Genomic DNA, 12229 nt, shown 5'->3' with positions numbered 1-12229 from the left:
ACCGAGATAAAGGAAACACAGCGAGCCGGTTTTGCGAGCTGATGTTAACTTATCGTAGGGAGAAAACGGAGAAATCCGCTAGCCGATAGGCGCTGGAGCTAGACGAACAAAAGCGGAAGCGCCTGTTCATCGGCGTACGGATTTCGTAGGTTTCGACCGAGATAAAGGAAACACAGCGAGCCGGTTTTGCGAGCTGATGTTAACTTATCGTAGGGAGAAAACGGAGAAATCCGCTAGCCGATAGGCGCTGTAGCTGGACGAACAAAAGCGGAAGCGCCTTGCACATCGGCGTACGGATTTCGAAGTCTTTGACTGAGATAAAGGAAACACAGCGAGGTGATTTTGCGAGCTGATGTTGACTTATCGTAGGGAAAAGACGAAGAAATCCGCTAGCCGATAGGCGCTGTAGCTGGACGAACAAAAGCGGAAGCGCCTGTTCATCGGCGTACGGATTTCGAAGTCTTTGACTTTCCACAGTTCTATATTGAATAATTTCATAATAAAAAACGGGGATGTCTTAGGAACCCCGTTTTTTATTATTATTCATTTAAATGAAGCGCCTAGCCCCCTAGGGTCAAAAGGGAATCTCCCCCAGAAGAAAAAACGCCTTCTCGCGGATTTTACTTTTGCTTATTGGAGCTGATGGAGGCACTTTAGGATAACTTACATTGATTGATCGTTAGGGAATTTATCCACTTTAACAGAGTCATTGGAATCCATAGCACCTTTTAAAGCTTGAACTAGGAAAATACCAATTGCTCCTAATAAGATCATCATCACAATAACTGTAAACCACATGATCATTGTAAATTGCACCCCTTTCCAAAATAGGCTCCTGTAGTAATTTATGCAATATATTCTTCTTTTAGTTTACACTATTTATACTTGATTTACAATTTGATATATTTGTAATTTCCTTAAAAAAATTTGAGAATACAAGAATTCAACATTTATTTAGTAAATTGAATTGACAATGCGAATGAGATTCATTATCATTGTATATAGTAATGGATAAATATTTATTTTCTGGTACCAATCCCCATATCCCTAATGGGGTTCCTGATAATTCAGGATGTTATCATATTTTTAATTGATAATGAATATCATTATGTTGTGTGTTTAGAAAAATGGTGAGAAGTAAGGAAGAACGCGATGAAAAAAAGGTATTTAATTGTTTTATTACTCGTCTTATCATTTGCCTCTGTTTTTATCGGTGTGAAGGATATTTCTCCTTTCGATTTTTTTTCGTTAGATAAAGAACAGATCGAGGTTTTAATGATTAGTAGATTGCCACGATTAATCAGCATTATCGTTGCTGGTGTTAGTTTAAGTATAAGTGGACTCATTATGCAGCAACTTAGTCGAAATAAATTTGTTTCACCGACGACAGCTGGAACGATGGATTCAGCAAGATTTGGAATCTTAGTATCGATGCTATTATTCACATCAGCATCACCGCTTCAAAAGACAGTTGTTGCATTTGTATTTGCATTATTAGGCACATTCTTATTTATGAAAATATTGGATAAAATCAAGTTTAAAGACGCAATATTTATTCCTCTTGTGGGATTGATGTTTGGAAACATTATTAGCTCCTTAACGACTTTCTTTGCGTATAAATATGATCTTATTCAAAATATGTCATCATGGTTGCAAGGAGACTTTTCGATCATTATAAAAGGGAGATACGAACTTTTATACATAGGTATTCCACTCGTTATAGTTGCTTATTTATTTGCCAACAAATTTACCGTTGCAGGAATGGGTGAGGATTTTGCTATTAACTTGGGACTAAGTTATAGACGAGTGGTGAACACAGGATTAGTGATTGTCGCATTAGTATCAACGGTCGTCATTTTAACTGTTGGAATGATCCCATTCTTAGGACTGATAATCCCCAATATTGTGACGATTTACCAAGGAGATCATTTGAAGAATAGTCTTTCTCACACCGCATTACTAGGAGCTTGTTTCGTTCTCTTCTGTGACATACTTGGACGCGTGTTGATTTATCCATATGAAATTCCGATTGGCATGACAGTCGGAGTCATTGGAAGCGGTGTGTTCATTTATTTACTGATGAGGAGAAAGGCTTATGAATAAGAAAGCGAAAATCGGCATTCTTTCCGTATTGGCGATTCTATTGATTGGTCTGTTTATCTTTTTCAAACTAGGGACTAACTGGGATTATGCTTTGCCACGGAGAATCATGAAAGTAACTGCAATTGTTGTGACAGGAGCTGCGATCGCCTTTTCAACGACCGTGTTCCAAACGATTACGAATAATCGTATTTTAACTCCCAGTATTATAGGTTTAGATTCTCTATATTTACTTATCCAAACGATGATGATCTTCCTATTTGGTTCAACCAATATATTAGTGATGGATAAAAACATCAATTTCATCGTCTCCATTTTGGCAATGGTTTTATTTTCAAGTATCTTGTTTAAAGTTTTGTTCAAAAGGGAAGGGCAAAATATTTATTTCTTGTTGCTCGTTGGATTGATATTTGGGACGTTTTTCCAAAGTCTCTCTTCGTTTATGCAAGTTATCATTGACCCAAATGAGTTCATGCTAATTCAAGATAAAATGTTTGCTAGCTTTAATAATGTGAATTCTGATTTGCTTTATATAGCGATAGGCTTATTTATCTTAGTCACGATCTATTTCTTGAAATTCTTAAAGTATTTAGATGTGCTTTCACTAGGTCGAGATCAAGCGATTAATCTGGGGGTGGATTATGACTATGTCGTCAAACGTTTGCTTATTGTCGTGGCCATCTTAATTTCCATCTCAACTGCATTAGTGGGCCCCATAACATTTTTAGGATTGCTTGTTGTAAATATCGCCCATGAATTTTTGAAAACGTATAAACATTCGTATTTAATCATCGGTTCAATCTTGATTAGTATCATTGCTTTAGTTGGTGGACAATTCGTAGTGGAAAAAGTATTCACATTCTCCACTACTGTCAGTGTCATTATTAATTTCATAGGTGGAGTGTATTTTATCTATCTTCTATTAAAGGAGAATAAGACATGGTGATTGTAAAAAATGTAACGAAGAAATATGGAGAAAAACATGTGGTTGATAAAGTATCTGTGACGATTGAAAAAGGAAAGATCACTTCTTTTATTGGTCCCAATGGTGCTGGAAAAAGTACATTATTATCGATGGTCAGTCGATTAATTACCGTTGATGATGGTGAAATTTATATCGAGAATCAAAGACTGGACCAATGTAAAAGTAGAGAACTAGCGAAAAAAGTATCGATTTTAAAACAAACCAATCATATCAATCTTCGTTTAACCGTCAGAGAGCTTGTTTCATTTGGACGATTCCCATATTCACAAGGAAAATTAACAAAGGAAGATTGGCGCTTTGTAGATGAAGCCATTGAATATATGGAACTAGAAGGAATGCAAGATCAATTTTTAGATCAGCTAAGTGGTGGGCAAAGACAAAGAGCGTATATTGCGATGGTTATTGCTCAAGATACAGAATATATTTTGCTAGATGAACCACTGAATAATTTAGATATGAAGCATTCTGTTCAAATTATGAAAGTATTAAGAGATTTAGTAGATGAACTGGGAAAAACCGTTGTGATTGTTATTCACGACATTAACTTTGCCTCTTGCTATTCTGATAATATTGTTGCTTTGAAAGAGGGGAAAGTAGTAAAGGAAGGAAAGTCACAGGAAATTATTAATCCAACGGTTTTAAAAGAAATATATGAAATGGATATTGATATTAAAAACTATAATAATCAAAAAATCTGTGTCTACTTTTAATGGGGATTATTTTAATAGTGAAGGTTAAACCGGAAGAAGGGGGATAAAAGAGCAGAAATCTGTTTAACACGAAGCTATTAAATAATTGATAAAAAATAATTATTTGAGGTGAAAGAATAAATGAAAAAACTAGCTTTAGTCATCATTTCAGCGCTTTTTCTAGTGGTTGCTGCCGCATGCAGTTCCAATGAAAAAAGCAAAGAAGCAAATACATCAGAGCCGAAAGAAAAGACAGAGGAAACAAAGGAAATTACAGTTAAACATCTATTAGATGAAACAAAGGTAAAGAAAAACCCTGAGAAAGTAGTTGTGTTTGATTTCGGTGTACTTGATTCTCTTGATAAATTAGGTGTTGAAGTAGCAGGAGTACCTCAGAAGGTTGTCCCTGAATATTTATCAAAATATAAAGATGAAAAATATGTGAATACAGGTAGTTTAAAAGAGCCTGATTTTGAAAAAATGGCTGAAATTGGTCCTGAACTTATTATTATTTCTGCAAGACAACAAGATTTATATGAAGAGTTTAAAGAAATTGCACCCACCATTTATATGGGAGTGGATCCGACACAATATATGGAGTCATTTAAAGGAAATATGACAACATTAGGTGAAATTTTCGGAAAAGAGTCTGAAGTAGAAAGTGAATTAGCGAAAATTGATGACGACATTAAAGAGTTAAAAAAATTAGCCTCTGACGGTGACCAAAAAGGATTAGTCACTTTAGTAACTGGAGGGAAAGTAAATGCATATGGTCCAGGTTCACGCTTTGGTTTAATACATGAAGTTTTTGGAGTGACTCCTGCCGATGAAAAGATTGAAGCATCCACACATGGAGCCAATATTTCTTTCGAATATATTGCAGAAAAAAATCCTGATTATTTATTTGTTATTGATCGTGATGCGGTCGTTGGTGGAGAAGCAGCTGCAAAGAAAACGATTGAAAATGACCTAGTGAAAAAGACCAATGCTTATAAAGAAAATAAAATAATTTACTTAGATCCTAATTACTGGTATCTTGCAGGCGGTGGATTACAATCCATGTCTGAGATGGTGAAAGAAGTGAAAGAAGGAATACAATAAAAAAAGTGTCTCTAAGAGAGAATGTATACATATATAGACACAAATTCTCCAGAGACAATAAAAAAACATTGCAAAAAAAGTGTATCATATGCCCATTTTTTTGAAAAGCTACCTGTTTCCGTCTAAGGGGAAACAGGTTGTTTTTCTTTTTAAAAACGATTGGAAAATTCAAAAATATTGAAGGGTATGAGAAAATGGACATACACTTTTTTATAGATTGGAGGGAGAGAAATTGAAGGGGGTATTATCCTATTTAAAGCCATATCGGAAATATATGATATTTGCATGGGTACTCATGCTTATGGAATTAGCCGTTGATCTCTTACACCCATTGTTCATGGTGAAAATTATTGATGAAGGAATTGTGAAAGGAGATCTATCGATTGTGTACAGGTGGGGTGCGTTGATGCTGCTAACTTCTATCATCGCATTTGCCGCAGGGATTACCAATTCATTTGCCGCTAGCCATGTCGGGCAAAATTTCGGTTATGATGTGAGGAAAGCTTTATTTAAAAAAATTCAAACTTTCTCATTTGCCGATTTTAATCGTTTTTCATCATCAACTCTTATTACGAGATTGACAAATGACGTCACACAGATTCAAATGACCATTTTTTTATTTTTACGAATCGCTCTGAAAGCACCGTTACTAGTAATATTCGGAACTTTAATGGTGTTTCTTATCAATTTTCGTCTAGCACTTGTTTTGGGAGTGACGATTCCTTTGTCGATTGCTTTCCTAGTATGGATGTATAAAAAGAGTTCTCATCTATTTCAAATCGTTCAATCTAAATTGGATCGAGTTAATGGAATATTAAGTGAGAATTTAGCGGGAATTCGTCTAATTAAAGCTTTTTTACGTTCCCATTTTGAGGGGAGTCGTTTTAAAAAAGCTAGTCACGCATTGATGAAGAAAACGATTGAGGTGTCGACGATCGTGGAACTTGTATCCCCCATCTTACATTTCGTCATGAACTCAAGTATCCTGGTGATTCTATGGTTTGCGAATAAGGAGATCTTATCTAATCAGGCGGAGATTGGGGAAGTCGTTGCGATTGTGAACTATGCGATGCGCATTACGATGTCATTATCAATGGCGACGTTCATTTTAATGTTTGTATCTCGAGCACATGCTTCAACAGAAAGAATTCAAGATGTGCTCGAAACATCAGTACAGATGGAGGAAGATAAGGAAGTGGCACCGTTTCAAATACAAGATGGTCACATCTGCTTTAAAAATGTCAGCTTCCGATATCCAGGGGATTCTGTAACGGTTTTGGACGATCTTTCTTTTACAGTTGAACCAAATGAAACGATTGCCATTCTCGGTGCAACTGGGGCAGGAAAATCCTCCTTATTCCAGCTTATTCCACGTTTGTATGATGTGAGTGAAGGAGCTGTTCACATTGATGGGATCGATGTGCGGGAAATGAAGCAGGAACATTTACGAAATCAAATCGGGTTGGTTCCCCAAGATGCTTTATTATTCAGTGGTACGATAAAAGAAAATATTCAATGGGGAAAAGAAGATGCCACGATGGACGAGATCATAAATGCTGCAAAACATGCTCAAATTCATGAAACGATTATGAAATTCCCTCACTCATATAGAACGGTTATTGGGCAAAAAGGCGTAAACCTTTCAGGAGGACAAAAACAAAGAATCTCATTAGCAAGAGCCTTCATACGTCAACCGAAAATTTTACTGTTAGATGATAGTACAAGTGCTCTAGATATGAAAACGGAGGAGAAATTGCTTGAAGGATTGCGAAGTTATAAGGGAACGAAACTACTGATTACACAAAAGATTAGTACCGCTCTTAAGGCCGACCGAATTTTCATCCTCGAGGATGGGAAAATCGTTGCGATGGGGACCCATGGGAAATTATTGAGAATTTCCGACCTCTACCGAAAAATAGTGCAATCGCAAAATATGAGAAAGGGGGCCTTTCAATATGTCAAGACATCATCCGCCAATGAAAACTGAAAAAGCGAAAGATACAGTTAGCACGTTAAAAAGATTATTTGCTTATTTTTCTAATCATCAAGGAAAGGTTTATCTCGTTTTGTTTATGGTTGTTTGTAGTTCTGTCTTGGGAATATTAGGGCCCTACTTACTTGGGATGGCGATTGACCACTATGTTGGATCGAAACAATTTGACACTTTTCTTCGGTTTCTTTTAATGATTGGTGTTGTCTATTTTCTATATTCCATTATAAGTTTCCTTCAAAACTATTGGATGATCGGAATTGCACAAAAGACGGTTTATTCAATGAGAACGGATTTGTTTGATCATTTACATAAATTGCCAATTCGCTTTTTTGACCAAAAACAACACGGGGACCTAATGAGTCGGGTTACAAATGATATTGAAAATGTGAGTAGAACATTAAATCAATCTGTCATACAAGTGTTCTCAAGTATTTTAACCTTAACTTTATCAATTTCTGTCATGTTTTATCTGAGTCCTTTTTTAACTTTTGTCACGCTGTTCATTGTGCCATTAATGTTTGCGGGGATGAAGTGGATCACAAAACGTACAAAGAGATTATTTAAAGAACAGCAACAGAATTTAGGGGAATTGAACGGTTTTATCGAAGAAGCCATTTCGAATCAAAAAGCAGTGAAAATGTTCTCAAAGGAAGAGAAAGTCATCGAACAATTCGCAGAAAAGAATGAAAAGTTGAGACAATCTGGATTTTGGGCGCAAACTTATACAGGATTTATTCCAAAACTAATGAATATATTAAACAACTTAAGTTTTACGGTGGTTGCAGCAGTTGGCGGGTACTTGGCATTAAAGGGGAAAATATCGATTGGGACGATCGTAGTGTTCACAGAGTATTCAAGACAATTTACCCGACCTCTCAATGATTTAGCAAATCAGTTTAATACACTCCTTTCAGCCATTGCCGGTGCTGAGCGAGTGTTTGAAATTATGGACTTAGAGGTAGAAGAAAAGGAAAATGAGAAGGTGAAATATGAGGAATTCCCATCGATAAAAGGAGAAGTTCAATTCAAAGATGTTAACTTTTCCTATGAAAAGGGAAATCCAACCATTATTAATACGAATTTTCACGTACATCCAGGTGAAACTGTTGCATTTGTTGGTCCAACAGGGTCAGGAAAAACAACGATGATACATTTACTTTCACGTTTTTATGATGTCGATAGTGGAGTAATTTTAATGGATGGCCGTCCTAACCAAACGATTAAGCGTGAGCAATTACGAAAGTTTATGGGGTTTGTATTGCAGGATTCCTTTATTTTTGAAGGGACCATTAAGGAAAATATACGTTACGGACGATTGGATGCGACTGATGAAGAAGTGAAAGAGGCGGCAAAATTAGCGAATGCCCATTCTTTTATAATGAAACTTCCAGATGGATATGACACGGTTTTGCACAAGGGAGGAGCAGGAATAAGTCAAGGACAGAAACAATTATTAAGTATTGCTCGTGCCCTATTAGCTGACCCAGTGATCTTAATTTTAGATGAGGCAACAAGTAGTATTGATACTGTGACAGAAGTGGCCATCCAAGAAGCTTTACAACAGCTTATGAAAGGAAGAACGAGTTTCGTCATTGCCCACAGATTGAATACGATTAGAAACGCTGATCAAATTTTTGTTTTAAAAGAGGGGCGTATTATTGAAAGAGGAACTCATGAGACATTATTAGAGAATCGAGGATTTTATTATGAATTAAATACGGGGGCTGGCACCTCGGTCTAGGGGAAGAAGCATGAAGAAAATATTAATCATTGAAGATGAAATGGCGATTAGTCAAGTTTTAAAGGTCTATTTGCAAAAAGCAAATTTTCATACCATCCAAGTGTTAGACGGAAAGGACGCGATCGTGAAGTTCAAGGAGGTTCATCCTGATCTCGTGTTACTAGACGTCATGCTGCCTGGAAAGAATGGCTGGGATATCTTGGGTGAAATTCGTGAATTTAGCTCTTGTCCTGTCATTATGTTAACCGCACTAAGTGAAGTTCCAGATCGGCTGAGAGGATTAAATAACGGGGCAGATGACTATATTGCGAAGCCCTTTATCGCAGAGGAAGTGGTGGCAAGGGTTCGAGCGGTCTTACGACGAACTTCACATGATGACGACCATTGTCTCCAATTTGGAAGTCTGACGATCGATGTAAGGGCACATAAAGTTTCATTAAAAGGCATTGAAGTGGATGTCACCCCACGGGATCTGTCCTTGCTTATTTTTTTAGGCCAGCATCCGAATCAGACATTTACTAGAGAGCAGTTAATTGAGCATGTTTGGGGAATGGATTACGACGGGAGTGATCGGGCTGTTGATTTGTCGGTCAAACGTCTGCGGAAATCTCTTCAGAACTGGTCAAGCTCAGAAGGGGAAATTAAAACACTTCGGGGATTGGGGTATCAGCTAAGTGTTTATCAATAAAGCTCCGAAAGTCTCGCTTCTACGTTATTGGACCACCAGATATGTAGCAACTTTGTTGATTGGATTAATTATCGTGGGGATCATCTCGATGTGGTGGATTCGCCAGTCTACATTAGAAAATCGTCTGATGATGACGAAATATTTAGCGGAGGAAATTGCTGATCGTTTTGTAGCCACAGAAGATCGCGAAACACAAGTTCCAGGAATTATTAAAGACCGTGATCGATTTATCGCAGAAAGCAAGCCAGATATTTATGTACTCGACCCTGCTGGAAAGATCTTATTTACTAATCCCCCTTCACATTACATCCCGGAAGATATTTTTCCTTATTTTATATTGAAAAGTCAGAAAGAAGTTGAAAAAGTCAGTCTACAAGATGAGGAAAAGTCAACTTACTATATTGTTAAAAGGCCAATCAAAACAGATGGAATAACATTTGGATGGGTAGTCATTATTCATTCTGAGGAAGACTTAGCAAATGTAAATGAGGAATATGAGCTATTAATCATTATGCTCATTAGTTTGGCAATATTAGGTTGGCTGGCGATTTATATTTTATCAAAGAAGCTTTCAAGACCGATTCAACAAGTATCAGAAGCAGCAAAGCACATACAAGAAGGAAATTATGATGTACAATTGCCAGAAAATATGCGTGAGCAAGAAGTGAGTGATCTTGTCCATTCATTTAAGGAGATGGCTAACCGTCTTCAGCAGCTAGAAACCCTGCGTGCAGAATTATTAGCGGGAGTGACACATGAGTTAAAGACACCTGTTACATCGATTAGCGGTTTACTACAAGCTGTGAAAGATGAGGTCGTAACAGGGGAGGAGGCAAAGGAGTTTCTTGATATTTCCTTGAAGGAAATTTCTAAGATGCAAAAGATGGTTGCTGATTTATTAGAATTTAATTCATTTGCTGCTGGAGCCATTCCGATTTCACTTGAAACACATTGTATCAATGAGTTAGTGAAAGAAATCACCTATCAGTGGAAAATCACTCAGAAAGAAGAGGTGCTCCTACATCTCGATTTACTTGATGAGAATGATATTATAAAAGTTGATCCATTGCGCCTGCAACAAATACTCGTGAATTTATTGAACAATGGGAGACAAGCGGTAGAAGGAGGAGCGATTATTACCGTACGATTATATGAGCAAGGAAGTCAAATTGTGATTGATGTTACAGATAATGGAGGTGGAATTCCTCTTGAGGAACAAGAAGATATTTTTGAACGATTTTTTCGAGGGGAAAATAAGAAACTGAAAGTAAGAGGATTAGGACTTGGTTTGCCATTTAGTGAAATGATTGCTAAAGCAATGGGGGGAGACTTGCAATTGCAAAAAAGCGATGAAAGCGGGACGACCTTTTCAATCTATCTTCCTAAAATAAATGGGGATGTCTCTTAAACATAAGGGAATCCCCGTTTTTTTTTCTCAAAATAACCGTATTGACATCTTGCTGACACATTGAACCCCTACACTATGATTAAATCGTTTAATTGGATGCTTTTATTTTTTAGAGGCTCAAAATCTAAAAGAAAAGGTGATGAAAGATGGGAAACAACGATAAAAAGAAATTTTTTATTTCCTCACTTGCTGGAGCGATATTAGGTGGGGTCATTACCCTTTATGGTGGAACAACAATAGGAGTGATTCAGCCAGTGAAAGATCAAGAGGCACAGAATCAGCAGGCAGAAAGTGCAAGTGTGAATGTTCCAATCATGAAGACGGCTCAATCCCATGATGATCTTGTCTCTGTTATTAAAGAGGTCTCATCATCTGTTGTAGGGGTGGTCAATATTCAACGAGCATCTGATTTCTTTTCTCAGGATATAAAGGATCAAGAAAGTGGAACAGGATCAGGGGTTATTTTTAAGAAATCAGGGAATGATGCCTTTATTGTCACAAATCATCATGTAATTGAAGAGGCTAATAAAGTAGAAGTATCACTTTCGGATGGAAAGCGAGTGCAAGCCAAAATAATCGGAACAGATCCATTAACAGATTTAGCCGTTCTTAAAATCGATAGTCAATATGTGAAATCTGTCGCCAATTTTGCTGATTCTTCCAAATTAAAGATCGGAGAGCAAGTCTTCGCTATTGGAAGTCCCTTAGGCTTGCAATTCTCTGGATCCGTCACGAAGGGAATTATTAGTGGGACAAAAAGAACGGTTCCTGTTATGACTTCTGCAGGGGAATGGGATTTAAATGTCATTCAAACAGATGCGGCCATTAATCCGGGCAATAGCGGTGGGGCGTTAATGAACGAAAGTGGCCAAGTAATTGGAATTAACAGTATGAAAATTTCACAAAAGGACGTGGAAGGGATCGGATTTGCGATCCCAAGTAACGATGTCGTCCCTATTTTGGAGAAGTTATTAAAGGATGGGAAAGTGGAGCGGCCTTATATTGGGATTGGATTACAAAATATTCGGGATATCCCGGATTATTTCCAAGACCAATTGAATGTTAATGAAGGAGTCTTAATTACGGCAGTGGAACCTTCTTCACCAGGAGCGAAAGCGGGATTGAAGGAGCAGGACATCATTGTCGCTGTTAATGGTACAGAGGTAAAGGGTATGCGGGAGTTAAGAAAAGTTCTATATGAAAATACGGATGAAAAGGTCGTTCATGTAACCATTTTACGCAATGGCAAGGAGAAGGAATTGGAAGTTCAATATTTGCTTCGTTAACAAAGAGGCTGTGGTGTAGACAGCCTCTTTTATTGTTAGGAAACGGTAATATTTAGAACTGTGGATTACCAGTGTTTCCCTTTATCTCAGTCTAAACTTGCGAAATCCGTACGCCGATGAGCAGGCGCTTGCGCTTTTGTTATCGTCTAGCTCCAGCGCCTATCGTCTAGCGAATTTCTACGTTTCCTCCCTCCGATAAGTCAACATCGGCTCGTGGGATGCCTCGCCGTGTTTCCTT

General features: G+C 37.4%; 10 protein-coding genes. 9 read left to right on the top strand and 1 reads right to left on the bottom strand.

From position 1 onward, the window contains the following. Positions 1-663 precede the first annotated feature (663 nt). The gene (locus tag J2S13_RS15435) at positions 664-804 is read right to left on the bottom strand and encodes a hypothetical protein (protein WP_307258735.1); all 141 of its coding nucleotides are present in this window, start codon (positions 802-804) and stop codon (positions 664-666) included. Between the two features lie 348 nt (positions 805-1152). Here J2S13_RS15435 and J2S13_RS15430 point away from each other — a divergent pair, with 348 nt between their 5' ends. The 9 genes from J2S13_RS15430 to J2S13_RS15390 all read left to right on the top strand — a co-directional run bounded on the left by J2S13_RS15430 (position 1153) and on the right by J2S13_RS15390 (position 11991). Continuing rightward, positions 1153-2103: an ABC transporter permease gene (locus J2S13_RS15430; protein WP_307258734.1), complete on the top strand. Its 951-nt coding sequence runs from the start codon at positions 1153-1155 to the stop codon at positions 2101-2103. Continuing rightward, positions 2096-3046, top strand: coding sequence for an iron chelate uptake ABC transporter family permease subunit (locus tag J2S13_RS15425; RefSeq protein WP_307258732.1), 951 nt, complete (start codon positions 2096-2098; stop codon positions 3044-3046). Before J2S13_RS15430 ends, J2S13_RS15425 begins: the two co-directional genes overlap by 8 nt. Continuing rightward, complete coding sequence (locus J2S13_RS15420) at positions 3040-3795, top strand: iron ABC transporter ATP-binding protein (protein WP_307258731.1); 756 nt, start codon at positions 3040-3042, stop codon at positions 3793-3795. The genes J2S13_RS15425 and J2S13_RS15420 overlap by 7 nt, the downstream gene beginning before the upstream one ends. 120 nt (positions 3796-3915) lie before the next feature. Continuing rightward, a complete protein-coding gene (locus J2S13_RS15415; RefSeq protein ID WP_307258729.1) occupies positions 3916-4875 on the top strand; it encodes a siderophore ABC transporter substrate-binding protein in 960 nt (319 codons plus the stop codon). A 232-nt stretch (positions 4876-5107) separates the two neighbouring features. Further along, positions 5108-6862 carry an ABC transporter ATP-binding protein gene (locus J2S13_RS15410; RefSeq protein WP_307258727.1) on the top strand — a complete coding sequence of 585 codons (1755 nt, stop codon included), beginning with the start codon at positions 5108-5110 and terminating at the stop codon, positions 6860-6862. Continuing rightward, positions 6831-8609, top strand: coding sequence for an ABC transporter ATP-binding protein (locus J2S13_RS15405; protein ID WP_307258725.1), 1779 nt, complete (start codon positions 6831-6833; stop codon positions 8607-8609). The genes J2S13_RS15410 and J2S13_RS15405 overlap by 32 nt, the downstream gene beginning before the upstream one ends. Positions 8610-8619: 10 nt before the next feature. Beyond that, positions 8620-9297 carry a response regulator transcription factor gene (locus J2S13_RS15400; protein WP_307258724.1) on the top strand — a complete coding sequence of 226 codons (678 nt, stop codon included), beginning with the start codon at positions 8620-8622 and terminating at the stop codon, positions 9295-9297. Further along, a complete protein-coding gene (locus J2S13_RS15395; RefSeq protein WP_307258722.1) occupies positions 9284-10705 on the top strand; it encodes an ATP-binding protein in 1422 nt (473 codons plus the stop codon). Before J2S13_RS15400 ends, J2S13_RS15395 begins: the two co-directional genes overlap by 14 nt. Before the next feature lie 146 nt (positions 10706-10851). Further along, positions 10852-11991 carry a S1C family serine protease gene (locus tag J2S13_RS15390; protein ID WP_307258721.1) on the top strand — a complete coding sequence of 380 codons (1140 nt, stop codon included), beginning with the start codon at positions 10852-10854 and terminating at the stop codon, positions 11989-11991. Positions 11992-12229 lie beyond the last annotated feature (238 nt).

Source organism: Oikeobacillus pervagus, from assembly GCF_030813365.1.
GTDB classification, from domain to species: domain Bacteria; phylum Bacillota; class Bacilli; order Bacillales; family DSM-23947; genus Oikeobacillus; species Oikeobacillus pervagus.
Note: the sequence above shows the minus strand (reverse complement) of the source record. Positions and strands in the feature narration are given on the sequence as shown.